27 protein-coding genes and 1 other annotated feature (1 of these 28 running past the window's edge) are annotated in these 25,328 nt (G+C 41.0%); all 27 genes read left to right on the top strand.

Features of this window, described 5'->3' with window-relative positions; genetic code table 11:
• The first annotated feature begins 39 nt into the window (after positions 1-39).
• Positions 40-438 (top strand): transcriptional regulator, encoded by a 399-nt coding sequence (locus tag ACFPOH_RS06085; protein WP_342469965.1) that lies wholly within the window; start codon positions 40-42, stop codon positions 436-438.
• Between the two features lie 171 nt (positions 439-609).
• On the top strand, positions 610-1,506 hold the full coding sequence (locus ACFPOH_RS06080; protein ID WP_390309054.1) for a ketopantoate reductase family protein: 897 nt from the start codon (positions 610-612) through the stop codon (positions 1,504-1,506).
• Positions 1,503-1,895 (top strand): DUF3397 family protein, encoded by a 393-nt coding sequence (locus ACFPOH_RS06075; protein WP_390309053.1) that lies wholly within the window; start codon positions 1,503-1,505, stop codon positions 1,893-1,895. Before ACFPOH_RS06080 ends, ACFPOH_RS06075 begins: the two co-directional genes overlap by 4 nt.
• A 125-nt stretch (positions 1,896-2,020) precedes the next feature.
• Positions 2,021-3,634 carry a bacillithiol biosynthesis cysteine-adding enzyme BshC gene (gene bshC, locus ACFPOH_RS06070; protein WP_390309052.1) on the top strand — a complete coding sequence of 538 codons (1,614 nt, stop codon included), beginning with the start codon at positions 2,021-2,023 and terminating at the stop codon, positions 3,632-3,634.
• Positions 3,635-3,813: 179 nt separating this feature from the next.
• Entirely contained in the window at positions 3,814-4,245 is a 432-nt protein-coding gene (gene mraZ / locus ACFPOH_RS06065; RefSeq protein ID WP_342469961.1) for a division/cell wall cluster transcriptional repressor MraZ, read from the top strand.
• A gap of 30 nt (positions 4,246-4,275) precedes the next feature.
• A complete protein-coding gene (gene rsmH, locus ACFPOH_RS06060; RefSeq protein ID WP_390309051.1) occupies positions 4,276-5,226 on the top strand; it encodes a 16S rRNA (cytosine(1402)-N(4))-methyltransferase RsmH in 951 nt (316 codons plus the stop codon).
• The gene (ftsL, locus tag ACFPOH_RS06055) at positions 5,227-5,607 is read left to right on the top strand and encodes a cell division protein FtsL (protein ID WP_342469959.1); all 381 of its coding nucleotides are present in this window, start codon (positions 5,227-5,229) and stop codon (positions 5,605-5,607) included.
• Positions 5,604-7,814 (top strand): penicillin-binding transpeptidase domain-containing protein, encoded by a 2,211-nt coding sequence (locus tag ACFPOH_RS06050; protein ID WP_390309050.1) that lies wholly within the window; start codon positions 5,604-5,606, stop codon positions 7,812-7,814. The genes ftsL and ACFPOH_RS06050 overlap by 4 nt, the downstream gene beginning before the upstream one ends.
• Positions 7,815-7,879: 65 nt before the next feature.
• Complete coding sequence (locus ACFPOH_RS06045; protein WP_342469957.1) at positions 7,880-9,799, top strand: stage V sporulation protein D; 1,920 nt, start codon at positions 7,880-7,882, stop codon at positions 9,797-9,799.
• Between the two features lie 169 nt (positions 9,800-9,968).
• Positions 9,969-10,943 (top strand): phospho-N-acetylmuramoyl-pentapeptide-transferase, encoded by a 975-nt coding sequence (gene mraY, locus ACFPOH_RS06040; protein ID WP_342469956.1) that lies wholly within the window; start codon positions 9,969-9,971, stop codon positions 10,941-10,943.
• Entirely contained in the window at positions 10,940-12,292 is a 1,353-nt protein-coding gene (gene murD / locus ACFPOH_RS06035; protein WP_390309049.1) for a UDP-N-acetylmuramoyl-L-alanine--D-glutamate ligase, read from the top strand. The genes mraY and murD overlap by 4 nt, the downstream gene beginning before the upstream one ends.
• A gap of 34 nt (positions 12,293-12,326) precedes the next feature.
• Complete coding sequence (gene ftsW, locus ACFPOH_RS06030) at positions 12,327-13,415, top strand: putative lipid II flippase FtsW (RefSeq protein WP_342469954.1); 1,089 nt, start codon at positions 12,327-12,329, stop codon at positions 13,413-13,415.
• Between the two features lie 19 nt (positions 13,416-13,434).
• A complete protein-coding gene (locus ACFPOH_RS06025; protein WP_342469953.1) occupies positions 13,435-14,262 on the top strand; it encodes a cell division protein FtsQ/DivIB in 828 nt (275 codons plus the stop codon).
• Entirely contained in the window at positions 14,246-14,941 is a 696-nt protein-coding gene (locus ACFPOH_RS06020) for a DUF881 domain-containing protein (RefSeq protein WP_342471163.1), read from the top strand. Before ACFPOH_RS06025 ends, ACFPOH_RS06020 begins: the two co-directional genes overlap by 17 nt.
• 14 nt (positions 14,942-14,955) lie before the next feature.
• Positions 14,956-15,672 carry a DUF881 domain-containing protein gene (locus tag ACFPOH_RS06015; RefSeq protein WP_342581126.1) on the top strand — a complete coding sequence of 239 codons (717 nt, stop codon included), beginning with the start codon at positions 14,956-14,958 and terminating at the stop codon, positions 15,670-15,672.
• Positions 15,673-15,674: 2 nt separating this feature from the next.
• Complete coding sequence (locus ACFPOH_RS06010; RefSeq protein ID WP_342469951.1) at positions 15,675-16,043, top strand: small basic family protein; 369 nt, start codon at positions 15,675-15,677, stop codon at positions 16,041-16,043.
• 106 nt (positions 16,044-16,149) lie between these two features.
• Positions 16,150-17,442 (top strand): cell division protein FtsA, encoded by a 1,293-nt coding sequence (ftsA, locus tag ACFPOH_RS06005; RefSeq protein WP_342469950.1) that lies wholly within the window; start codon positions 16,150-16,152, stop codon positions 17,440-17,442.
• 49 nt (positions 17,443-17,491) lie between these two features.
• A complete protein-coding gene (ftsZ, locus tag ACFPOH_RS06000; protein ID WP_342469949.1) occupies positions 17,492-18,643 on the top strand; it encodes a cell division protein FtsZ in 1,152 nt (383 codons plus the stop codon).
• Positions 18,644-18,896: 253 nt separating this feature from the next.
• Complete coding sequence (locus ACFPOH_RS05995) at positions 18,897-19,724, top strand: sigma-E processing peptidase SpoIIGA (RefSeq protein WP_342469948.1); 828 nt, start codon at positions 18,897-18,899, stop codon at positions 19,722-19,724.
• 20 nt (positions 19,725-19,744) lie between these two features.
• Entirely contained in the window at positions 19,745-20,452 is a 708-nt protein-coding gene (gene sigE / locus ACFPOH_RS05990; protein WP_390309048.1) for an RNA polymerase sporulation sigma factor SigE, read from the top strand.
• Positions 20,453-20,552: 100 nt separating this feature from the next.
• Positions 20,553-21,335: an RNA polymerase sporulation sigma factor SigG gene (gene sigG, locus ACFPOH_RS05985; RefSeq protein ID WP_342581128.1), complete on the top strand. Its 783-nt coding sequence runs from the start codon at positions 20,553-20,555 to the stop codon at positions 21,333-21,335.
• Between the two features lie 530 nt (positions 21,336-21,865).
• On the top strand, positions 21,866-22,102 hold the full coding sequence (locus tag ACFPOH_RS05980) for a YlmC/YmxH family sporulation protein (protein ID WP_342469945.1): 237 nt from the start codon (positions 21,866-21,868) through the stop codon (positions 22,100-22,102).
• An 81-nt stretch (positions 22,103-22,183) separates the two neighbouring features.
• Entirely contained in the window at positions 22,184-22,855 is a 672-nt protein-coding gene (locus ACFPOH_RS05975) for a YggS family pyridoxal phosphate-dependent enzyme (RefSeq protein ID WP_342581129.1), read from the top strand.
• 12 nt (positions 22,856-22,867) lie between these two features.
• A complete protein-coding gene (locus tag ACFPOH_RS05970; RefSeq protein ID WP_342469943.1) occupies positions 22,868-23,326 on the top strand; it encodes a cell division protein SepF in 459 nt (152 codons plus the stop codon).
• A gap of 24 nt (positions 23,327-23,350) precedes the next feature.
• The gene (locus tag ACFPOH_RS05965; RefSeq protein WP_342469942.1) at positions 23,351-23,614 is read left to right on the top strand and encodes a YggT family protein; all 264 of its coding nucleotides are present in this window, start codon (positions 23,351-23,353) and stop codon (positions 23,612-23,614) included.
• Positions 23,615-23,720: 106 nt separating this feature from the next.
• Positions 23,721-24,506, top strand: a complete 786-nt coding sequence (locus tag ACFPOH_RS05960; RefSeq protein ID WP_342469941.1) for a YlmH family RNA-binding protein — start codon at positions 23,721-23,723, stop codon at positions 24,504-24,506.
• Between the two features lie 87 nt (positions 24,507-24,593).
• Entirely contained in the window at positions 24,594-25,148 is a 555-nt protein-coding gene (locus tag ACFPOH_RS05955; protein WP_342469940.1) for a DivIVA domain-containing protein, read from the top strand.
• A gap of 71 nt (positions 25,149-25,219) precedes the next feature.
• Positions 25,220-25,328, top strand: a binding site (T-box leader); it runs 126 nt beyond the window's last position.

Here is a 25,328-nt window from a genome sequence, read left to right as displayed (position 1 = left end):
TTTGCATATAGTAGAGTAAAAAAATGAGAGGTGATAGGTATGGAAGGGAAAAGAAGGAAAGATCAATGGACCCCTGAAGATGATGAAAAATTGGCAGAGATTGTGATAACTGCCGTTCAAAATGGAAGAACTCAATTGGAAGCTTTTGCAGAGGCTGCGCAAGTGCTGGGTCGTACAAAGCAAGCTTGCGGTTTCCGCTGGAATAAAACATTAAGGCAACAATACGGTCAAATGCTGAATAGTGTCAGAAAAAGACCGAAGCAACTAATGAGAAGCCATTTGAAACTTGCACTGAACAGTTTTGATGAATTGACGGAAGCGTATAATGAGCTTGAACTGAAATACCGGGAGCTTCAAACGGAACACGATCGCGTGTTAAAGTGGCTTCAACAAGGAGCCGTTTTCATTGAACAGCAGCAACAAAAGCAGCAGCAATAATCGGATATTTTCTCTTTCTACTATCCGGACGAAAATGATCGAAAACTTCAAATAGTTCCAGTATAATATGGAAAAAGGGTGTGGCACTCTTTCGGTCACACCTTTTCTTGTTGAGTTTTTATGGCAGCGGGTACAATGAAAAGAAAAGAAGTGTCAAAGAGGGTAGCGGATATGAGAAAGATTGTGGTGATTGGTGCAGGTTCTGTCGGAATGTTGATGGCTTCGTTTTTGGCCGAACATTTTGAAGTCACGGTGATCGTTCGAAGAAAAGAGCAGGAAGAAGCGATCCGTAAACATGGAATCATTAGAAGAAATTTGGATGGTACTGTTACGGAGACATTTGTGAATGTCACTTCCGGCTATGCGGAAATAGCAGGGGATTCATTAGTGATTGTGGCAGTGAAATATACTCATTTGAAAGATGTCTTGCCTCAGCTGGAAAAATTATCAATGGATATGCCCATTTTGTTTGTGCAGAACGGATTGGCCCATTTTGAAGAAGCGCTGAAACTGCCGCAAAAATCGATTGGTTTCGGATCCTGCCAATTTGGTGCGCAAAAGGAAAATGATCATACGGTTATTCATCGTGGTGTTGGTGTGTTAAAATTAGCGGTTGGTCGGGGAAATCATGAAGCATACCAATCCTTGCTTGATGTGAAGAATGGATTGTTCCCTGTCCAATGGGTTGATGATGCTGAAACGATGCTGTTGGAGAAGGCATTATACAATTGTTTCATCAACCCATTGACGGCGATACTGCAAGTGAAAAATGGCGACTTGGCGACAAATGGTCATGCCAGAAAATTGTTGGAAGTATTATATGAAGAATGCATGGAAGCTTTTCCGGAACAAAGAAAGCTTATATCTTTCCAAGATGTGATTGCATTATGTGAGAAAACGGCTTCCAACACTTCTTCCATGCTCCAGGATCGTTTGATGAACAAAAAAACGGAAGTGGATTCGATTGTAGGGGCTGTGATTAAAAAAGCGGAGCAAAAAGGAAAAAGATTGCCCACTCTAAAAACGTTATACCATTTAGTGTTGGCCATAGAGGGTGAAAAAACGTGAAATTGGTATTGGCATATGTGCTTGGCATCCTGATATTATTACCGGTAACGATTTTCATTCTATCTTTTCTGTTCTTCCGCAAACTCTTGAAAAAACAAGTGAACAGCAGTTTTCGGTTGGCTGCGGACATCACCACCTTTGTTCTGTTTTTCTCCGTCACCATCTCCATCACAACATTATGGGGGGCCACATTTAGCATCGTGACCATTTCCATATCATTATTGATTGCCATGATTATGACTTATATAGACTGGAGAACCCAAAAAGAGATCAAAGTGGTTCCCCTTTTAAGAAGGATTTGGCGGATGCAATTTTTATACTTGTTGATCGTATATAACATCGTTTGGATAGTGGGCATTGTTCAAAGCGTCATTTTTTTTGTTACATAGTCGGATTGAATTACATAAGAATTGAAGCCATTTTCTTTTCAGACAATGCTTTAAAGTTTACAATAGTACAAGTAAAACTCTTTTAATGAATATGAATGTATAGAGATAAGTAGAGGAGAAGTAATATGGAACTGGAAAGATTATCACCAGTTGGCAATCAGCTGTTATCTGATTTTTGGGCGGGAAGCGAACGATTATTGTCGTTTTACCAATATCCATACAACGACGATTCATTTCGCATAAGAGCCGGATATTTGAAAGAACAGCAATATGACAGAAAAGGTTTGAGCAATGTCATTTATCAATTTATGGAGCCTTTCGGAATTTCACAAAAATCGATGGAGCATTTAAATAAATTGGAAAACGGAGCGTTGGCGGTCGTTGGCGGACAACAGGCAGGGCTGCTTACGGGTCCGCTTTATTCTGTTTATAAAGCGATCAGTGTCATTTTATTGGCAAGAGAACAAAGTGAAAAATTGGGCATTGATGTGGTACCGATATTTTGGATTGCAGGGGAAGATCACGATATTCTTGAAATCAATCATACCTTCACGATTGCGGAAGGGGTGCCGAAAAAGAGAATTTATGGCACAGCTCTCCGCCATAAAACCATTGCTTCCGAAACCCGGTTTGATCATGCTGAAATGAAAGCTTTCATTGATGAAATTTTTAAAGATTATGGAGAAACGGAACATACACGGGGAATTTATCAATCGGTCCTCCATCATATGAATGAAAGCGAAACATTCACAGATTTCTTCTCCCGTTTACTGAACGAATTATTTCAAGAAGAAGGACTTTTGATGATTGATTCGGCGTTTCCGCCATTTCGACATTATCAATCCGCTTTTTTTCAACAGATCATCCAAAAAAATGAGGCAATCAGCGCGGCGGTTGTTGAAAAAGAGCGATTATTTGACAAAAACGGATATGGTACGCCGATTTCAGCGGCGGAGGAAAATGCGAACCTGTTTTATGTAAAAGACGGAGAACGATTTTTACTGGAAAGAAAAAATGGGGATTTTGTCAATTTGGCTGCAAACGTGAAATTTACGGAAGACGAGCTTTTGCAGCTTGCTGAACGGTCACCGGAAAAGTTGAGCAATAATGTGGTGACAAGACCATTGATGCAAGAAATGTGTTTGCCGGTATTGGCATTTGTGGCAGGTCCGGGTGAGCTTCAATATTGGGCGACATTAAAAGATGCTTTTGAAATATTGAATTTGCAGATGCCGATTTTGGCGCCGAGATTAAACATTACCCTTGTCACGCGACAAGCGGAACAATTGCTTTCTGAATACGATCTGACTTTTGAAGATGTTGTAAATGGCCAAGTGGAAAAAATAAAACAACAATTTATCGAAAGCATTCATGATGCGGAAGCGAAAAACAAAATCGATCATATTCGGAAAATGCTTGAAGCGGAATACGAAGACTTGTCCCGATATCTTGATTCGAAACAAATTCATTTGGAAAAGATACTGGAAAAAAATAAACAGTATCATTTCATGCAGCTGGATTATTTGAATAAAAAAGTTGAACAGGAAGTGCTGCTGAAGCATGAACATACGATCCGCAGATTAAACACCATTGCAAGTGAGTTATATCCGAATGACAATTGGCAAGAGCGGGTATACAATCCTTATCAGTATTTAAATATCTATGGACAAAGTCTTATTTCGGATTTGTTAAAGTTGCCTTTGAAAATAAGTAATTCCCACTATTTAGTAAAATTTTAATAATATCCGACTATTTTTATGAGCTATCTCTGGCAGAGGTAGCTCTTTTTTACTTTATCAGAATGCTCCCTTATGAGTACGATTGTCATGATTTATCAAAAGTTTATCATCGTAATGAAAAATGTGTGGAGGAAAGTGGGGGATTGTGGTACATTATTTACTAAAGTGGGGTGAGTAGCATGTTCATGGGAGAATATCAACACACCGTTGATGCCAAAGGACGTTTAATCATACCATCAAAATTTCGTGAAGCATTAGGCAATTCTTTTGTGATTACAAGAGGTCTTGATAACTGTCTTTTTGGCTATCCTATGAACGAATGGCGAAAGCTCGAAGAAAAATTAAAAGACTTGCCAATGACAAAAAAAGATGCGAGAGCGTTTGCCAGGTTCTTCTTCTCAGGGGCTACTGAAGTTGAATTGGATAAACAAGGGCGCATCAACATCCCATCGAATCTTGCTGCTTATGCCAAACTGGAAAAAGAATGTGTCATTTTGGGAGTCTCAACCAAAATTGAAATATGGTCAAAAGAGCTTTGGGAAGAATATTTCAACCAAGCAGAGGAGTCTTTCAACGATATTGCGGAAAATCTTATCGGTTTTGACTTCTAAGAGAATACATCCGTGAAGGGGCAAAATCACATGTTCAATCATACTACCGTATTGCTAAAAGAGACTGTCGATGGATTGAATGTCAAACCGGACGGAATCTATGTGGATTGTACGTTAGGTGGGGCCGGTCATAGCGAATATTTGGTTCAACAGCTTTCAGACGCGGGAAGATTGATTTGTTTTGATCAGGATTTAAATGCTATTGAGCATGCAAAAAAACGTTTGGAACAATACAACGATAAAATCACTTATGTTCATTCCAATTTCCGTTATTTAAAGCAACAATTGGATTTGCTAAATATTCAGAAAGTTGATGGCATTCTCTATGATTTGGGCGTTTCATCCCCACAATTGGACACTCCAGAGCGGGGATTCAGCTATCAACATGATGCTCCTTTGGACATGCGAATGGATCAGACCCAAGAATTGACTGCCTATCATATTGTGAACGAGTGGCCTTATGAAGAGTTAGTGCGCATTTTTTTTCGTTATGGAGAAGAACACTTTTCCAAGCAAATTGCCCGCAAAATTGAATCGGCAAGAAAAAAGGGACCAATCGAAACAACTGGACAGCTTGCGGAATTAATCAAAGAAGCGATTCCAGCATCCCGTCGTCGCACAGGCGGACATCCTGCAAAGAGAGTTTTCCAGGCAATCCGCATTGCGGTAAATGACGAGTTGGGAGCAATTGAAGATTCGCTTACTGATGCCATTGATTTGTTGCATGTGGGTGGCCGTATCAGCGTCATTACATTCCATTCATTGGAAGACCGCATCGTCAAAACAATATTTAAAGAGGCTTCTTCATTGCCGGAGTTACCTCCAGGGTTACCAATCATTCCAGATGAATTCCAACCGGTATTAAAAATAATTACAAAAAAACCGATTGTGCCATCAAAGGAAGAAATAATGGCGAACAATCGGGCGAGATCGGCAAAACTGCGGATCTCGGAAAAAATTCATGAAAAAGGGCGTGGCTAAATGGCAGTTCGTGTAAGGCAACAAATTTATTATCAGCATCAAGAAGCACCCTATGAACAACCCGCTATCCAACCTAAGACCAAACAGTCACCAAAGAAACACCGGAAAATCATCACAGCAAGGGAAAAGTTTCTATATATAGCATTTGTCATACTTATCGCAACACTATCCATATTCATTTTACATAAGCAAAGCTCTATTCAAAAAACAACGATCGAAATAGAGAAAATTGAAAGAGAAATTGCGGAAATTGAGAAACAAAATGTTGATTTAAAGGTGCAAGTCAGCGAATTATCAACATACGAAAGAATCTGGGAAAAAGCAAATTCACTCGGTTTGACTCTGAAAGAAGATAATGTAAAGGTTGTGCCGGGAGAATGAAGAAAAAGAAATTTCGTTTTCAATGGGGAGCCTTTCTATTGTTCGTCTTTTATGGAGGGCTCTTTTTTGCATTATTGTTGAGGATTACGTTTATTCAAGCGACAGGTCAAGTGGAAGGGGAACAATTGAAGGCGAAAGCTGCGGCATTGTACCAAAAGGAAGCGGTGATCACTGCCGAAAGGGGCAAAATACTGGACCGGAACGGCAATGTGATTGCGGAGGACACGTTAAGTTACCGATTGATAGCCATCGTCAATCCGGTCGCAACAACAAACCCGAAAAAACCGCAGCATGTAGTGGACCCTGAAAAGACGGCGGAAGTGTTGTCAAAATATATTTCCCTGGATGAATCGGAAATTTATAAAATTTTAACAAAACGAAGACCGGATGGCCGCTATTATTACCAAGTGGAATTTGGCGCGGCAGGTAGAGGAATCAGCCACGAAATCAAAACTAAAATTGAAAAGGAACAATTGCCTGGAATTAAGTTTGTAAGTGATACCAAAAGATATTATCCAAATGGTGTCTTTGCCTCCCACTTAATCGGTTTTACGCAGAAGGAAAAGCAGGATGATGGAACATTCCTCTCTGTCGGAAAAATGGGGTTGGAGTTGATTTACAATAAACAATTGACCGGGGAAAACGGAAAGATTGAATACGAAACGGATGCATTCCATTATCTGATCCCGAACAGAGAAAAAATGGTCAAACCGGCGAAAAACGGAGACAACATATACTTGACGATTGATAAAACGATTCAAAACTTTTTGGAAGATGCCATGACAAATGTTTACCAAGAATATAATCCGGAAATGATGGTCGGCATTGTCGCGGATGCCAAAACGGGAGAAGTCCTCGCAATGTCCCAGCGTCCAACTTTCAATCCGGAAACGCGGGAAGGTTTGGAAAACAATTGGTTGAACTATCTCACCCAGGAAGTGATTGAACCGGGTTCCACAATGAAAACCTTCACATTGGCTGCAGCGATCGATTCCGGCCATTGGAATCCGAATGCCACCTATCAATCGGGCGCATATAAGGTGCTTGACAGAACAATCCGGGACCACAACGTTTACGGTTGGGGACGGATCACTTATTTGGAAGGTTTCCAACGCTCATCGAATACGGCGATGGCCAATTTGCTCCAAACAATGGGGAACGATACGTTCATTCGATATTTAAATGCATTCGGTTTCGGACAAAAGACAGGAATTGACTTGCCTGGGGAAGTAACCGGAACCATTTTGACCCGTTATCCCATCAACTATGTAACGACTTCATTCGGACAAGGATCTACGGTGACGCCGATACAACTTGTGCAGGCAATGACGGCCATCACCAATGATGGCGTGATGATGCAGCCGTATGTCATTGACAAAATAGTTGATTCTTCCACTGGAAAAGTGATTGAAGAACATAAACCGAAAGAAAAAGGAAAGCCGATTTCGGCAAGCACTGCAAAACAAGTAAGGAAAATATTGTCATCCACAGTCACTTCGGAAGTCGGTACTGCCAGAAACTATCACATTGACGGTTATGAAGTTGCAGGCAAAACAGGGACAGCCCAAATTCCGAATCCGAATGGAAGAGGCTATTTGTACGGCAAAAACAATTATTTGTATTCCTTTTTAGGGATGGCTCCTGCCGATGATCCCCAGTTGATCGTCTATGTGGCGGTAAAAAGACCGAAACTCAAAGATACTGAAGTAGGTTCTGAACCGGTGGCCAAAGTATTTAAACCTGTAATGGAAAACAGTTTGAAATATTTAAATATCAACCCCGAAGATGTGAAGCCGGTAGAAACGGTGAAAATCGGAAAGTATATAGGGAAAAATGCCGATAATCTAAAACAAGAATTGGAGAGTCAAGGTTTGAAACCGATCATTATCGGTGAAGGGGGAGAAATCATCGACCAATATCCGAAAGAGGGGGTATCCTTGTTGAAAAACGGCCTCGTCTTTTTAAAAACCGATGGCGCTGTGACATTGCCTTCATTTGAAAATTGGTCATTAAGAAATTTGCTCATCTATAAATCGATGTCCGGTATAAATCTTGAAATTGTGGGGGAAGGATATGTAGAAAGCCAAAGTGTTTCAGAAAATACGGTCATTACCGATTCATCACCAATCGTTGTAAAATTGAAAACGCCTGAAGAATCCTTTGTTCAAAATGAAGAGGGGACAAAAGAAGAGTTGCCACAAGATTAATTCATCCCTTTTGAATAGATGAGAAGTTCGATTCATACCTTGTTAAAAACGGGGTGTGGTGTCGAATGAAGTGGATTTCAACCGTTTCGAAAAAACGGTTAAGGATTGTGCTTTTTGGATTTATTCTTTTTGTGGCAGCTGTCATTGTACGGCTGTTTTATGTCCAAGTTATTCAACATGATAAGTTGACAGAACTGGCAAAGGAAAATTGGGATCGGGAAATTCCGTTCGCTTCAGAGCGTGGGGAAATCGTCGATCGACACGGTGAAGTGATTGTAACAAACAAATTGGCTCCGACCCTATATTTCATGCCGGCTCAAAATGACAATATCGAACAAGCTGCAAAACAAATCGCTTCCGTATTAAAAGTGGATGAAAAGAAACTCTATGAAAAAATGAACTCCAAATCCTATTTAGTCAAGCTTGCGCCGGAAGGGAAAAACATTACGTACGAACAAGCCGTTGAACTGCAAGGATTGAAAATCGACGGCTTATATACCGGTGTCGATTACGTACGGCATTACCCTTACGGAACGCTGCTTTCCCGTTTCCTTGGATTCACCGGCTACGACACACAAGGATTGGCAGGAATCGAATTTCAATACGATAAATATTTGACGTCAAAAGATGCGGCCATCCGGCTTTTTACAGATGCGAAAGGGAATGCTTTGCCACACGTGGATGATGAGTGGCGGGAAGGGAAACAAGGTGCGACGGTGCAACTGACCATTGATTTGGAAGTCCAACAAGTGGTGGAAAGAGAATTGGCGCAAGCGATGAAAAAATACAATGCGGAACAGGCGCTGGCAATCGTGATGAATCCAAATTCGGGTGAAATATTGGCCCTTGCTTCATATCCTACATACGATCCCAGCAATTATGAAAATGCGAAACCTGAAATCTATAACCGCAACTTGCCAGTCTGGATGACCTTTGAGCCAGGGTCAACATTTAAAATTATTACTTTGGCTGCTGCCCTTGAGGAGGGCAAAGTCGATTTGGACAAAGATACATTCTACGATAGAGGGTATACAATCGTGGAAGATTCGAGGTTGCGTTGCTGGAAACGGGAAGGCCATGGACAGCAAACTTTTTTGCAAGTGGTGGAAAACTCCTGTAACCCTGGTTTTATCGAACTTGGCCAACGGGTGGGGCCGGACAAATTATTGCAATACATTAAAAACTTTGGTTTTGGGGAATCAACAGGATCAAATATTGCAGGTGAAGCGACCGGCATCCTATTTTCAAAAGAAGCCTTCGGACCCGTTGAACATGCGACAACTTCCTTCGGGCAAGGGATTGCGGTGACTCCGATCCAGCAAGTCCAGGCAGTGTCCGCAGCCATTAATGGAGGGAAACTTTATAAGCCTTATGTCGTTTCAAAAATAGTCGATTCTGAAACGGGAAAAACCATTCTTGAAAATAAACCGGAGCTGAAACGTACTGTAATCAGCGAAAAAACTTCAGAAAAGGTTCGGTACGCTTTGGAATCGGTTGTTGCAAATGGCTCTGGACGCAATGCTTATCGGGATGGGCTGCGCATTGGAGGAAAAACCGGAACGGCCCAAAAGGTGGAAAACGGCCGATACAAATCGGGTGATTATATTGTTTCTTTCATCGGTTTTGCACCTAGCGATCATCCACAAGTGGTTGTATACGTTGCCGTTGATAGTCCGAAAAGTTCCGTTGTATTTGGAAGCACGATCGCCGCTCCTATCGTAGGGCAAATCATCGAGGATATTGCGCCGATTATCGGGTTGCAAGTCAATCGGGAAGGCCAGTTGGAAAAGCAGTATCGTTGGGGAGATCCAATGACGGAACGGGTACCGAATTTAGTGGGAATGAAAGTGGATGAAATCATGAAATTGAATTATCCGTTCCATATCGAATTGCATGGAAAAGGAGAAGTTGTTAAATCCCAATTGCCAGAACCGGACAACATATTGGAAGTCGATGGAACCATTCATCTATATTTGGGGGATTGATCAGATTGGAAGGGATTGTTTTCCAATCGCTTATCACCTGCGGGATCCGCTTTTATCCCGCAGGAAATTCCCGGAATGAAATACTACCACAATTTGTTAATGGTGCCATGTAATATTTTGTGATATTGTAGAAATCAATTCAGAAAGAAGTTTTTGAGGGAGATCTAACATGTCTATCGAAACAACAATAACCATTTTAGCTGTATCCTTTATTATTTCAGTGATATTAGGTCCGATATTCATACCAATATTAAGAAGACTGAAATTCGGTCAAAGCATTCGCACAGAAGGCCCAAAATCCCATATGAAAAAAGCGGGTACACCGACGATGGGCGGAGTGATATTCTTAATCTCCATCATTGCCACTACCATCATTGCAGGGAAAATCTTTAATTTATTCACTACCCAGTCCGTCGTCCTGTTGCTCGTACTGGTGGGATTTGGCGTGATCGGACTGCTCGATGACAGCATCAAAATTGTTTTGAAAAGAAATTTGGGATTAACTTCTTTGCAAAAATTGATCGGTCAAATCGTTATTTCCATCCTGGCATTCCTGCTTTTAAGACTGGGGGCTTTCGATACTTCCATCAGCATCCCGTTTACCGAATGGTCGATTGACCTGGGAATTCTTTATGTAGCTTTCTTAATTTTTTGGCTTGTCGGTTTTTCCAATGCGGTCAATTTGACGGATGGGTTGGATGGATTGGTGGCCGGCACTGCATCCATTGCCTTCAGCGCCTTTGGAGTGATTGCGCTATTTAATGAACAAGCGGATGTGGCGGTATTCACTTTTGCTGTCACGGGAGCATTGTTAGGATTTTTAATTTTCAATGCGAACCCTGCAAAAGTGTTCATGGGGGATACCGGATCCCTTGCATTGGGAGGCGCTCTCGGGCTCGTATCCATCATTGTGAAGGAAGAATTGCTGCTGCTGGTTGTAGGGCTTGTTTTTGTGATTGAAACTTTATCGGTGATCCTTCAAGTAATCAGCTTTAAAACAAGAGGAAAACGCATTTTTAAAATGGCGCCGATTCATCACCATTTTGAATTATCAGGATGGTCGGAGAGAAAAGTGGTTGGCGTATTTTGGACAATGGCATTATTAGTAGCAATGATTGCTGTGATAGCGGAGGCATATTTATGATTCATACAACAAAATTTCAACATAAAAAAGTGTTAGTTTTAGGTTTGGCAAAAAGCGGGGTGGCTGCATCACTTCTTTTACATAAACTTGGAGCTTTTGTGACGGTGAATGATGCAAAACCTTTCGATGAAAATCCTGATGCCCAATCATTACTGAAAAAAGGAATCACAGTCATTTGCGGAAGACATCCGGAAGATCTTTTGGATGAAGGATTTGAACTTGTCGTGAAAAATCCTGGAATTCCATACACAAATCCAATTGTAAAAGACGCTCTTTCCCGTAAATTGCCCGTGATTACGGAAATCGAACTGGCTTATTTGATCAGCGAAGCGCCGATGATTGGCATTACCGGAACAAACGGGAAAACGACAACAACGACATTGATTTTTGAAATGTTAAAAGCGGGTGGCCGCCATCCGAAAATTGCGGGAAATATCGGTACAGTCGCGTGCAGCGTTGCGGAAAAGGCCGCGGCTGATGAAGTGATTGTAACGGAATTATCCTCTTTCCAATTGATGGGGATTGACCAATTCAAACCCAAAATTGCGGTGCTGACCAATTTATACAATGCCCATTTGGATTATCATGGCACCTTTGAAGAATACGCGAAAGCGAAATTCGGCATCACCAAAAACCAAACGGAAGAGGATTATTTAATCTTCAATAAAGATCAGGATGTAGTGGTGGAATGGGCGAAAGAATCGCGCGCCAAAAAAATACCTTTCAGCATACAAGGCCGGATGGATGAAGGGATCAGCGCAGATGAAACAACGATTTACTGGCAGGGAGAACCGTTCTTGCAACGGGAGATCATCGCTTTACCGGGCAAACACAATTTGCAAAACGTGTTGGCAGCGATTGCCGCTTGCAACCTTTACGGATGCGGCAAGGAAGCGATTGAAGAAGTGCTGAAAACCTTCTCTGGTGTACGCCATCGCACCCAATTTGTACGCGAATGGAAAGGGCGCAAGATTTACAACGATTCGAAGGCTACAAATTGCTTGGCAACCAAGGTGGCTTTGGAAGCTTTTCAACAGCCGATTGTATTGATCGCTGGAGGGCTTGACCGGGGACATTCCTTTGAAGAATTGCGGGAAGCCATGAAAAATGTGAAAGCCGTTGTTGCAATGGGAGAAACAAAGCACCGTTTCATCGAATTTGCAAAATCCTGCAATATTGGAACATGCGAAATTGCTGCGAATATTGAGGAAGCGGTCGAAAAGGCTGCGGAGCTGTCTGCAAGTGGAGATATTATTTTATTATCCCCTGCTTGCGCAAGTTGGGATCAATACAAAAGCTTCGAAGTCCGGGGAGATTTATTTATCGAGGCGGCAATGAAACTTTCTTAATTGCTTGTATGGAAGCAAAAATTTTTAGGAAAGGATGCCTTCACTGAAATTTACGTATAAAAGGCTGTTTATCATATCAGCATTTATGCTTTCCATAATAGGTGTGGTTTTCATTTATTCGGCAGGTACATATTGGAGTGCGATCCATTACGAAGGGGAGATTCCTTTTTACATCAAGCAGTCCGTTTATCTCCTGCTGGCGCTCATCGTGTTCTATACCGTCTCCAATATGCCGGTTTTCCACAAGGAAAAAACATGGAGAAGTTTGTATCTATTTTCGCTCATACTGCTGGTACTTGTGTTGATTCCGGGCATTGGGCTGGAGCGAAACGGTTCCCAAAGCTGGATTGGACTCGGGCCTTTGACCGTACAGCCTGCCGAGTTGGTGAAAATCACGACTTTGATGTATTTAAGCCATCAATTAAGCAAGGTGCCCAGTGGTGAGCAGGTTGTCCGTCTCCGGCATTTCCTTCTCATCATTATTCCAAGTGCTTTGATTATGCTGCAACCGGATTTCGGTTCCGTGTTTATCCTGGTCGTATCTTCATTTATCCTGCTTTTTATTGCAAGATATCCAATCAAGCTGTATGTGGCGTTTATCGCCCTTGGGGTGATTGGGCTGATCGGTCTTATCGCAGCGGCACCTTATCGATTGAAGCGTATTGAAGCTTTCATTGATCCGTGGTCAGATCCGTTGGGCAGCGGTTTCCAGGCGGTGCAGTCTTTGATGGCAATCGGACCTGCAGGACTCTTGGGCCATGGTTTCCAGCAAAGCAGACAAAAATTTTTGTATTTGCCGGAACCGCAGAACGACTTTATTTTTTCCATCATACTGGAGGAAATCGGATTTTTGGGCGGATGCTTCATCATCGCATTGTTTTGTTTATTCATCTATTCCGGAATGGGATTGGCATTGCAATCGACCAGAAGCTCTGATTTCTTTGCCATCAGCTCTCTTGTGGCAATGATCGGTTTTCAAGCCGCCTTGAATATCGGAGTCGTGATCGGGCTCATTCCGGTAACCGGTGTGACATTGCCGTTCATTAGTTACGGCGGTACATCCCTTATGATTATCTGGTTTATCGTTGGTGTGATTGTTTCAATTTCGAATCGAACCACTTAAATGGAAAGGAGGAGTAAAAATGGACAAAGTCATTGATATTGAAGAACGAATTCCCACCTTAAAGAAAAAGCGGAGAAGACGGACGAACATCAAGTTTGCCGTCATCATTTCGCTATTTTTGGGAACGTTATTTTTACTCCTTTACTTCCAATCTCCTTACAGCAATATTCAAAAAATTACAGTACATGGAGCCGAACTGGCAACAGAAGAATATTATTTGAACAAATCCGGACTCCAAGTCGGCGATTCATTGTGGGGATTCAAAGCATCAAAAGTTGAACAGAAATTGAAAGAAGACTGGGTCAAAGAAGTGAAGGTAAAACGGAAATTGCTTACGGCAGTGGAAATACAAGTAAAAGAGTACCGCCGGGTGGCCTATATTTTTGAAGATCATCAGTTTCATCCAATTCTTGAAAACGGTGTGGTCTATAAAGCATCTGACGAAGTCCCCACCATTGACGCACCCATCTTTTTAAACTTTGAGGATGAGAAATTAAGAAAAATGGTGCTGAAGGAACTGGCTGAACTCGATGATGAGGTGTTGGCATTAATTTCCCAAATTAATTTGACCGCTACGGAAACGGACCCCTATGCGATTACGTTGTTTATGAATGATGGCTATGAGGTTCGCGCGGAAATCACTTCGCTTTCTGAAAAACTGAAGTATTATCCGGCCATTATCGCCCAGATTGAAAACGCAGCGGAAAATGAAAAGGGGATCATAGATATTGAAGTTGGTTCATATTTCAAGCCATATTCCGAAGAATATAAGAAATTGAATATTGGCGGACAATCCGATGATGCATCGGTTGAACAGGATGTGGAACATGATGAATCGACTCCATAACCGAAGACAAAATAAAATTACGAGAAAGCATTTCATCCTTCTGCTCGTTTGCATCGTGACTGGTTTCATGATCGGTTATTCCTACAATTTGGCAAAAGACAATAAAAAAGTCCGTTCCAGTTATATCGAACAAGAGGATACTTATCGGAATGAACTGATTGAGCAGCAGGAAAGAAACAAAGAATTAATGGACGAGCTCAATGATTTGAAAGCCCAGATCCGGGAATATGAGAAGTCTTTTACCGAAAATGAAGAAGATTACAAGGAATTGGCCGAAGAGGCTGAGAGGCTGAGGTTGATACTTGGTGAATTGCCTGCCCATGGCGAAGGAATCAAAGTGACTTTGCAAGATGGCCATTATGATCCGAAATCGACAAATCCGAATGATTATATTGTCCATGAGAGCCACATTTTTATGGTCATCAATGAATTGAAGATTTCCGGGGCAGAAGCCATCGCCATCAATGGTCATCGCTTGAAACCGAATTCTTATATTCATTGCAACGGTCCAGTGATTACAATCGACGGAAAACAATATCCTGCTCCATTCGAAATTGAAGCAATCGGAAACGCTGATACTTTAATCTCCTCTTTAAAAATAGCCGGCGGAGTTTTCGAACGATTAATCAATGATTCGATTGTCGTGACGATTCAAGGTTTGGAAGATATCAAAATGTAAAAGGGGGCAGGTAGGTGGAGAAGAATGTAGTAATCCGGATTACTTTAATCTCCTTTGTTGTAGGATTCATGATCGCAGTCCAATATAACACAGTAAAAAAGCCTGAATCCCGTGACACGAGAGACATTTGGGAAATACGCCAAGAGCTGACCGAAGAAAAAAAGCTGCATTCGGAGCTCCTGAACGAAATTGCCTCCCTGAAAAACATAAAAGCGGAGTATGAAGATGAAAACAGCAAAGAGCTTGGAAAAGTCCTGCAATCAACCGTTGAAGATTTGAGGGTAAGAGCGGGGCTTTCAGAAGTGACAGGTCCTGGACTGCGCTTAAATATTAAACCTGCGGAAGAACTGATTCTCAGCGGATTTAAAGTGGAACCAATATCCCCGGATCTTTTAATCCGCCTTGTGAATGAAATCTACCGATATAACGGATTATATATCGAAATTGATGGACAAAGGGTTGTCCATACGACGGCCATTCGGGATATCAATGGAAAAACCACGGTGAACAGTGTTCCAATAAGCAATTCGAATGTGGATATTTTGATCATTACGGAAACCTTTGAACAGGCTGAAAAACTTTACAGCTATTTATATGCATCAACGTTCCAGGATGATTTTTACATCGATAATCTGAAGTTGACCATTAATCCGGCGGAAGAAGAAATTACGATTGGCGCCTATGATGGAGAATTCACGAACAGTTATTTGTTGAAAAGTGAAGGGGATTAATTATGTGGTTACCATTTTTAGGATTGATATTAGGATTGGCTTTGGGATTGCTGACGGATATTCAAATTCCTTCCGAATATGAAAATTATCTCTCCATTGCCGTGCTTGCCGCCCTCGATACCATTGTCGGCGGTATAAGAGCCAATTTGCAACAAGTATACGATGATAAGGTATTTATTACCGGCTTTTTCTTCAATATTGCATTGGCCATTGGACTCGCTTTTTTGGGCGTCCATTTAGGGGTGGACTTGTATTTGGCTGCAATTTTTGCATTTGGAGTAAGGCTTTTTCAAAATATTGCTATAATTCGACGAATTTTGATACAAAAGTGGGAAGACAGACATGTAAAAAAGGATGAAAAAACTGTATAATAACGGTAGAATTTATTATGTATGATGTTATAGAAAAATTTACTGACACATATATAATATTTTAAAATAGAATGAGTGGAGTAGCATTCGAAGGAGGTGCGGTGGAATGAATCATCAAAATATATATATTTCACTTGATATAGGTTCCTCTTCTATAAAAGCGCTGATCGGTGACGTGACAGACGGCCAGTTGCATGTGATAGGAGTAGGAAACGTCAAAACGAACGGAGTAAGAAAAGGCACAATTGTTGATATAGATGCAACCGTCCAATCCATAAAAAAAGCTGTAGAACAAGCGGAACGAATGACAGGAATACAGATAAGAGAAGTCGTGTTAGGAATTCCTGCAAATCAAACAGTATTACAGCCGGTAAAAGGTGTAGTTGCAGTTAACAGTGAAAATCGGGAAATTACGGATGAAGATTTGGAAAGAGTGTTTGAATCTGCCCAAGTGATGTCGATACCACCGGAGCGGGAATTGGTCAATTTGATTCCGAAACAGTTTATCGTGGATAATCTGGATGAAATCAAAGATCCCCGTGGAATGATTGGTATCCGACTGGAAATGGATGCTACGATGATTACCACATCTCGCACACTATTGCACAATGTTTTAAGATGCGTTGAACGGGCAGGTCTTGATATAAAAGAAATATATTTGCAACCATTGGCAGCAGGATATTTTGCATTGACGGAAGACGAAAAAAACCAAGGTACTGCATTTATTGATATAGGCGGGGGTTCAACCACGATCGCCGTTTTTGAAGATGGCTTGCTGACCCATACGGGAGTCGTTCCTGTTGGAGGGGATCATATTACAAAAGATTTGTCCATCATACTTAAAACTCCGACAGAACAAGCTGAAAAAATAAAGAGAGAGTATGGACATGCTTTTTATGAGGATGCTTCTGAAGATGAAGTGTTTGAAGTGCCGGTTGTTGGCACAGATGTAACAGAAGAGTACAGCCAAAAGTTTATTGCGGAAATTATCGGTTCACGTTTAGAAGAATTGTTTGAACTTGTTTTGGATGAATTAGCCCGTTTAGGAGTCAGAGACTTACCAGGTGGAATCGTACTTTCAGGTGGTGTCGCTTCATTGGAAGGGATTGCGCAACTTGCCCGTCAAGTGATGCAAACCCGTGTAAGAATATATATACCTGATTTTATAGGTGTCCGGGATCCATCATATACAACCGCTGTTGGCTTAATTTGTTACGCGCATATGGAAGATGAATTCTTCGGAAGAAGCCCAGTTTCGAAAGCACCTGTTTATCAAGCGGTAGGTTCAGTTACTACTCCTCCTAAAAAACAATCTCATGCATCTGAAAAAGCTGATAACGAAAATAAAACAAGCGTCTTTGACAAAGCCAAACGACTATTTGACAAATTTTTCGAATAATGAAAAGAAAAAATCAAAATCTTAGACTAGTGTGGTAGGAGGAGAAAGAATGTTAGAATTTGATACGAATATTGACCAACTAGCCAAAATCAAAGTAATTGGTGTTGGCGGTGGTGGAAATAATGCTGTTAACCGAATGATTGAACATGGCGTTCAAGGTGTTGAATTTATTGCTGTAAATACAGATGCTCAAGCTTTAAATCTCTCAAAAGCGGAAATAAAATTGCAGATTGGTAGTAAACTGACTCGTGGATTAGGTGCAGGGGCAAATCCTGAAATTGGAAAAAAGGCTGCTGAAGAAAGCAGAGAACAGATTGAAGAAGTTGTACGTGGAGCCGATATGGTGTTTGTCACTGCAGGCATGGGTGGAGGAACTGGAACAGGTGCCGCACCAATCATTTCACAAATCGCAAAGGATATGGGAGCTTTAACTGTTGGGGTTGTGACAAGGCCATTTTCTTTTGAAGGAAAGAAGAGACAAACACAGGCGATCAGTGGAATTGCTGCGATGAAAGAAGCGGTGGATACATTGATCGTCATTCCGAACGATAAACTGTTGCAGATCGTTGATAAAAGCACTCCAATGCTTGAAGCTTTCCGCGAAGCTGACAACGTATTGCGCCAAGGTGTACAGGGGATTTCCGACTTGATTGCCACACCAGGTCTTATCAACCTGGATTTCGCTGATGTGAAAACCATCATGTCAAACAAAGGTTCAGCACTGATGGGGATCGGTATCGCTTCCGGTGAAAACCGTGCAACAGAGGCTGCGAAAAAAGCGATTTCCAGTCCGCTTCTTGAAACGTCCATTGATGGTGCGAAAGGGGTCATCATGAACATCACCGGCGGTACAAACTTGAGCCTGTTTGAAGTTCAGGAGGCTGCGGATATTGTTGCTTCCGCTTCTGATGAAGAAGTGAATATGATTTTCGGTTCAGTCATTAACGAAAACTTGAATGATGAAATTATCGTAACCGTAATCGCAACTGGCTTCGATGATGCCGCACCTCAGGCAGCCCAAAGTGCAAGAACGTCCATCAATGCGCGCAGCACGCAAGCAAACGCTGGACAAACCCAGCAATCTCCTGTGCGCGAACGAAATATCGAGCCGCAGCAACAACAGGAATATTACCGCAACCAACAAGAAGATCTATTAGACATTCCGACATTCTTAAGAAACCGTCGCCACCGAAATCAATAAAAGCAGTGAAGGAAATATTGTTACAAAAAAACGAAAAAATCGACATTTCTTTTAACGGAGCTTTTCGGCATTCTGATAATAAATGATGAAATGAACTATCCGGTAAAGATGAAAATCTTTCCGGATAGTTTTTTTTTATGCATAATTTCCCGTTCCATGCAATATTTTGTCAATAAAAACTCCGGATTAGCTCCGACGTTTTGACATTTTCTACATGAGGGTAGTGTTAATCTATCAATAGGAGGACGCTAAAATGATTGGAGAATTGCTCGTACTATACAATACGTTATTTAATTACTTCCTATTAAAGTTTACGAAGGAAATAACGGGATTGTATGTAAAAAAACGAAGGTTGTTGTTCAGTGCATTCATTAGCGGACTCGTGTCATCAATTCTCTATCAATCTTTTATAGGGGCTCTTGCAAGTTTTGTTCTTCTAATTGGACTCGCTTTCTCCTTTCGGATTCAAACCTTGCTGAAACAGGGCACAGTGCTGCTTGTGGCCACCTTTTTTCTGGGAGGGCTTTTGACCAGTTTATTGCCCTTCCTGCTCAGGCAATCCGATCTCATTTTTTTTATCTTTTGTTTAAGTATCGCTGTTCTCAGTTTAACTTTTATTCATTCGAAATGGAGAAATATGACAAAGGAGAGGTTGCAGCAATCATTCGTTGTTGATTGCGAATTGGAGCTCTTCCAAAAATCGTATTCGTTGAAAGGATTCATTGATACGGGAAATGAATGTGTGGAGCCGATCAGCGGCAAACCGGTTCATTTCTTATCGTATCAGGCGGTGGAAGAGAAACTGCCGAAAGAGTTAAAAGAGGGATTGCTTTCGTGGGACGAAAAGAATCCTTATCAACTAACAATGTTTCCTGACTTTATGTACCCTAAAATCAGAATTTTGAAGTTGTCAACGGTACAAAAAGAAACGTCAACCGCTCTTGCCTTTCGCTTTGAACGTCTGATTCTTTACGGAAACATAAAGAAGGAAATATTGGAAGAATATGTGGTATTTACCCGACACGATGCCCGGTTTCCGCAGAATGCACAAATGATACTCCACGTTTTAGCGTTGAACTAATTCATAAAGGGGGAGAATGGTTGTTTGAAAGACTAAAAGAGCTTCTTTTGAAAATATTCAGTAAGTTTCGTACTAAAAAAACATACTATATAGGAGGTCATGATTCATTGCCAGTACCATTGTCCAGAGAAGAAGAAATGACTGTAATTGAAGCATTTATGAATGGTGATATGAAAGCGCGTGATACATTGATTGAAAGAAACTTGCGTCTTGTTGTTTATATTGCGAGACGTTTCGATAACACCGGCACGCCAATTGAGGATTTGATCAGCATCGGCTCTATCGGATTAATCAAAGCCATCGAAACATACAATAAAGAAAAAAATATCAAACTTGCCACATATGCTTCCCGATGCATCGAAAATGAGATTTTGATGCACTTGCGAAAGACAAGTCGTATGAAAGGCGAAGTCTCTTTAGATGAACCATTGAACTCGGATCCTGATGGTAATGAACTCCTATTATCAGATATTTTAGGCACGGATGAAGAAATTATTATGAATGATGTTGAAAAGAAAATTGAGCGTGCATCGATGTTTGAAGCGATCAACGGATTAAGCGAACGGGAAAGATATATTATGGAATGCCGGTTCGGTCTCAACGGCAAAAAGGAAATGACGCAGAAAGAAGTGGCGGATCACTTGGGAATATCCCAATCCTATATTTCCCGATTAGAAAAGAAAATTATATCTGAGTTGAGAGAATCCTTGAACCAACCAATCTCATAAGGAATTGGTTGAAATTGGACGCTCAACGCACGCATATTCTTTTCCTTTTCGGACAAACTTAAAAAACAATCCAAGAGATAAAAGTCTGGAGGAAAAGAAGATGGTGCGTACAAAAGTCGAGCTTTGCGGTGTTGATACTGCTTCTTTGCCGGTATTAAAACATGAAGAAATGAGAGAGTTGTTTGTCCGTCTAAAAAATGGTGATACATCCGTAAGAGAACAATTGGTGATCTGCAATCTGCGGCTCGTGTTGAGCATTGTAGGCAGATTCTCTTATCGGGGAGAACAAGCGGATGACTTGTTCCAAGTTGGATGTATCGGATTATTGAAAGCCATCGACCATTTCGATTTAAAACATAATGTACGATTTTCGACATATGCTGTACCGATGATAATTGGAGAAATACGCAGACATTTAAGGGACCATCATGCCCTTCGCGTATCAAGATCCTTGAGAGATATTGCTTATAAAGCGATGCAGGCAAAAGAAAAATTCATTTCAGAAAATTTATATGAACCATCCATTGAACAAATTGCCGAAATGATTGATATGAAAAAAGAAGACGTGCTCTATGCTTTGGATGCGATTCAAGATCCTCTTTCCCTTCAGGAGCCGATTTATTCTGACGGCGGAGACGCTGTCTACATCATGGACCAATTGAGGGATGAAGATGTGTCGGAAGATCAATGGGTTGCATATGTAAGCGTAAAGGAAAGTATTCAAAAGTTGGATGAACGCCAACAATTAATTCTCGCTAAACGGTTTTACTACGGCGAAACACAAACAGAAATCGCAAAATCCCTCGGAATATCACAAGCCCAAATTTCTAGACTTGAAAAAAATGCCATTGAGACAATGCAAAAGGACTATAAATTTGGATAATGTTTTGCTCCGTCTAATCCGAGGCTGGGACAAAAGATAAAAAACACCATTTTCTCACGGGAGAAAAATGGTGTTTTTTTGATAATTGAAGAAAATTGATTTCCGTTCCGGGGACGCTTTCCGCGGGCCCGGCTCGAGCCTCCTCGGAGCTCAATCCTTCGCTCCTGCGGGGTCTCGAGACTCGGGCTGTTCCCGCAGGAGTCGCCCCGTCACTCCAATCAATTTTCTGTGATATCAATTTTTTACAAAAAATTTTTTTGCAGCTCGTTCACTTTATTAGTTATGTCCCAGCCTCTTTATTTTTAAAAGAGGAAGAACCGCAAGAGGTCAAATAAGGTTGTGAAACATAAAATAGAATGAAACTCACTGCCTTTGACGCTTTTTTAATTAAACGTATACATTTTCCGATTGGTTTAGCTGTCTTTTTATGGGTGAATGATTAGAGAAATTGTGAAATTTTATGATTGTTCTCATGAATTGATCAGATTTAGTGATAACTGAGAATATAGTCTGGTTGAAAGGAGATTCCCTTGAAGTTTTCAGAAGTGCAGCAAAAAGAAATCATTGAAGCGGGAAGCGGACGGTTTATCGGGTACATTATCGATGCGGAAGTATGTGAACAAACGGGCATGATCACAGCTTTTCTTGTAGCGGAACCGAAAAAACTATTCAACTTTTTCCAAGGAGAAGAGGCAATCCAAAAAGTGCTGATCAGTGATATTTTAGTGATTGGGAAAGATGTCATTTTAGTTAAAGGTATTTCTTAATTCCGCTATTTCATTGAAAAATCGAGAGTTGATTGATAAAATGAAAGAAACTATTGTTGTAAAGAAAAGATGGGATTTAATATGGCTAGCATTCGGGAAAACTTGGAAATTATACAGCAAAGAATAGAAGACGCAAAAACAAGGGCACATCGAAAAGATGATCATATTCAAATAATCGCGGTAACAAAACAAGTTTCGGTTGAACGAACAAAAGAAGCATTGGAAGCCGGCATCATCCATCTCGGAGAAAATCGTCCGGAAGGGTTGCTCGCAAAAAAAGAAGCGATTCAAGATCAAGCCATCTGGCATTATATTGGCACTTTGCAATCAAGAAAAGTAAAAAAAGTCATCAATGAAATCGATTATTTGCACTCTTTGGACCGTATGAGCTTGGCGGAAGAAATTGAGAAGCGGGCTGTAAACCCGGTAAAATGTTTTGTTCAAGTCAATGTATCCGGCGAAGAATCCAAACATGGTTTAAGCAAGGAAGAAGTGATACCATTTATTCAATCTTTGGAAAAGTTCAGCAAGATTCAGGTTGTCGGTTTAATGACGATGGCGCCAAATACGGATGACAAAGAAGTGATTCGGAAAGTCTTTCGTGGATTGAAAGAATTACAACAAGAGATTGCAAATTTAAATTTGCCCTACGCACCTTGTCAAGAATTATCGATGGGTATGTCCAACGATTACGAGATTGCGATTGAAGAAGGGGCCACATTTATTCGGATCGGAACAGCTCTTGTTGGATAGGAGGTTGGAAAGATGGGCATGTTCAGCAAAATAAAAAATTTCTTTTACTTGGAAGAAGAAGAAGAGCAAGTTCAACCATCAATGAATGAACCGGTCGCATTGCCGCAAGAGACTGTAACAAGAAAAACAACGAAAAAAATCGTCAATAGCCATGGCGAAGAAAAAACGTTGAATGTCATCAACATTCAATCGGCCAATGCTTTGAAAAATGCCAAAGTCGTCATTGTTGAACCAAGAGTGTATGCAGAAGCGCAGGACATCTCTGAACATTTGAAAAATAAACGTGCCATCATCGTCAATCTTCAGCGGATTGACCGTGAAGCAGGATTGCGAATTATTGATTTTTTGAGCGGAACCGTCTATGCTTTAGGTGGAGATATTCAACGTATCGGTGATAACATCTTCCTATGCACACCGGACAACGTGGAAGTGCAAGGCGAAATATCCGGATACTTTTATGACGATATATGAAAATAGTGAGGTAATAAAGAATCTATGGACATAACAGATATTATATCTTTTGCTTTCAGAATTTATACGCTAATGTTGATTATTTACATTTTAATGTCATGGATACCTGCATCCAGGGATACAGCTTTGGGACAATTTTTGGAAAAATTGTGCGAACCTTATTTGGGATTTTTCCGTAAATTCATTCCTCCAATTGGAATGATCGATTTTTCTCCGATTATCGCTTTAATTGTGCTGACATTTATCGAGCAGGGAATTTATAATTTGTTGCATATGCTATTTTATTAAATGGATGCGGCTCAATGGGGAGTCACATCCATTTTATATAATGTTCCGATTTTACTTGAATATTCATGTGCCGGTTGTAAGAAAATGTACTGAGAGAGTTGACGCCATGCAAAATATTATGCAACATTTTCGCAAAGATGAGCATCCTTTTATTGAAAGGGTCATCGAGTGGAAAAAAGAAGTGGAAGATCGCTACGCCCCTAAATTGACCGCTTTTTTGGATCCACGGGAACTTCATATTGTTCAGTCCATTGTGGGCAATCATGACGGACTATCCGTTTATGGCGAAGGAATGTTTCAGGAAGCGGAGAGGAAAAGGGTTTATATCGCTCCTTCTTATTTTATTCCGACAATGGAAGATTACGACATTACCGTTTTACAGTTGACCTTTCCATCCAAGTTTGTCCAATTGAAGCATCCGGATGTGTTAGGTGCATTGCTTTCCCTTGGAATTGACCGGAAACACTTCGGTGATATCCGCATTGACGAGGAAACGATCCAGTTTGCCTGTACATCGGAAATCGCCTCGTATGTAAAAACAAACTTAAAAAAAGTGGGAAAAATTCATGTCCGGATCCAAGAACTTGAAAACATGGATCAACTGATTCCTCCGCAAGGGGAATGGAAGGAGCAACGGCTGACGGTATCTTCCATGAGACTGGATGCGGTTTTATCAAGCAGTTTTAATCTTTCGAGGCAAAAATCCCAAAACTTGATCCGGGGAAGCAAAGTAAAAGTGAACTTTGCCCTTTGCGAAGAAACGGCTTTTGAACTGCAAGAGGGCGATTTGGTCTCCTGCCGTGGATATGGACGTTTCAAAATTGATGGAATCGAAGGGCGAACGAAGAAGGAGAAGATCCGATTAGTCATCAGTCAAATCGAGAGAAAGTGAATTGTATAAAAAAATTTACTGTCAAGAACAACATTGATGGGTATAATAGGAATATGCCTATATTTTTGATTAAAGGAGTGCGAAACGATGCCACTATCACCTCTTGATATACATAATAAAGAATTTACGAGGTCTTTCCGAGGCTATGCGGAAGACGAGGTCAATGAATTTTTGGACCAGATTATTAAAGATTATGAGCTCTTGCTCCGGGAGAAAAAAGAGCTGGAAGATAAAGTGAAACAAATGACGGAACAAATGGAACACTTCAATACGATGGAAGAAACGCTCCAAAAATCCATTGTCGTTGCACAAGAGGCTGCGGAAGAAGTGCGCAGAAATGCCCAGCAAGAGGCAAAGCTCATCATTAAGGAAGCGGAAAAAAATGCGGACCGCATTGTGAATGAAGCGTTGGCCAAAGCGCGCAAAATTACGATTGAAATCGACGCTTTGAAAAAACAGTCCAAAGTATTCCGCAACCGTTTCAAAATGTTGGTGGAAGCCCAATTGGACTTGCTGAATTCCGATGATTGGGATCATTTAATGGAGTATGATGTGGGCCTTACGGAAATACAAGAGCAATTCAAGCAGGATGACGATGAAGAATATTATAGAAAAAGTGCGACTGAGCAGGAAAAATTGTAACAATTTTCTTACTACTTGACTGACTCCCATGATTTTCATATACTGATACACAGAAATTTAATACAAGCGGCTGACAGGTGTTGAAGGAGAGAGTATTTTTTGCTGGCGGTCATATAGCGATTCGAGGACGGTGGAAGCTCGAACAAGCGGCAAAAAAGAAAATCACTCCCGAGCCAAATC

It is taken from the genome of Ureibacillus suwonensis (genome assembly GCF_042655065.1).
GTDB lineage: Bacteria > Bacillota > Bacilli > Bacillales_A > Planococcaceae > Ureibacillus > Ureibacillus suwonensis.
This window is presented reverse-complemented; position numbering and strand designations above follow the sequence as displayed.

Coding starts and splice junctions, on each gene's coding strand:
- ACFPOH_RS06010 (WP_342469951.1), top strand. CDS start 15,675: ATGTGGTTACCATTTTTAGGATTGATATTAGGATTGGCTTTGGGATTG.
- ACFPOH_RS06020 (WP_342471163.1), top strand. CDS start 14,246: ATGAATCGACTCCATAACCGAAGACAAAATAAAATTACGAGAAAGCAT.
- rsmH (WP_390309051.1), top strand. CDS start 4,276: ATGTTCAATCATACTACCGTATTGCTAAAAGAGACTGTCGATGGATTG.
- ACFPOH_RS06085 (WP_342469965.1), top strand. CDS start 40: ATGGAAGGGAAAAGAAGGAAAGATCAATGGACCCCTGAAGATGATGAA.
- ACFPOH_RS06080 (WP_390309054.1), top strand. CDS start 610: ATGAGAAAGATTGTGGTGATTGGTGCAGGTTCTGTCGGAATGTTGATG.
- ftsZ (WP_342469949.1), top strand. CDS start 17,492: ATGTTAGAATTTGATACGAATATTGACCAACTAGCCAAAATCAAAGTA.
- ACFPOH_RS05965 (WP_342469942.1), top strand. CDS start 23,351: ATGGACATAACAGATATTATATCTTTTGCTTTCAGAATTTATACGCTA.
- bshC (WP_390309052.1), top strand. CDS start 2,021: ATGGAACTGGAAAGATTATCACCAGTTGGCAATCAGCTGTTATCTGAT.
- ftsL (WP_342469959.1), top strand. CDS start 5,227: ATGGCAGTTCGTGTAAGGCAACAAATTTATTATCAGCATCAAGAAGCA.
- ACFPOH_RS05975 (WP_342581129.1), top strand. CDS start 22,184: ATGGCTAGCATTCGGGAAAACTTGGAAATTATACAGCAAAGAATAGAA.
- mraY (WP_342469956.1), top strand. CDS start 9,969: ATGTCTATCGAAACAACAATAACCATTTTAGCTGTATCCTTTATTATT.
- ACFPOH_RS05995 (WP_342469948.1), top strand. CDS start 18,897: ATGATTGGAGAATTGCTCGTACTATACAATACGTTATTTAATTACTTC.
- ACFPOH_RS05970 (WP_342469943.1), top strand. CDS start 22,868: ATGGGCATGTTCAGCAAAATAAAAAATTTCTTTTACTTGGAAGAAGAA.
- murD (WP_390309049.1), top strand. CDS start 10,940: ATGATTCATACAACAAAATTTCAACATAAAAAAGTGTTAGTTTTAGGT.
- sigG (WP_342581128.1), top strand. CDS start 20,553: ATGGTGCGTACAAAAGTCGAGCTTTGCGGTGTTGATACTGCTTCTTTG.
- ACFPOH_RS06050 (WP_390309050.1), top strand. CDS start 5,604: ATGAAGAAAAAGAAATTTCGTTTTCAATGGGGAGCCTTTCTATTGTTC.
- mraZ (WP_342469961.1), top strand. CDS start 3,814: ATGTTCATGGGAGAATATCAACACACCGTTGATGCCAAAGGACGTTTA.
- ftsA (WP_342469950.1), top strand. CDS start 16,150: ATGAATCATCAAAATATATATATTTCACTTGATATAGGTTCCTCTTCT.
- ftsW (WP_342469954.1), top strand. CDS start 12,327: ATGCCTTCACTGAAATTTACGTATAAAAGGCTGTTTATCATATCAGCA.
- ACFPOH_RS05960 (WP_342469941.1), top strand. CDS start 23,721: ATGCAAAATATTATGCAACATTTTCGCAAAGATGAGCATCCTTTTATT.
- ACFPOH_RS06025 (WP_342469953.1), top strand. CDS start 13,435: ATGGACAAAGTCATTGATATTGAAGAACGAATTCCCACCTTAAAGAAA.
- ACFPOH_RS05955 (WP_342469940.1), top strand. CDS start 24,594: ATGCCACTATCACCTCTTGATATACATAATAAAGAATTTACGAGGTCT.
- ACFPOH_RS06045 (WP_342469957.1), top strand. CDS start 7,880: ATGAAGTGGATTTCAACCGTTTCGAAAAAACGGTTAAGGATTGTGCTT.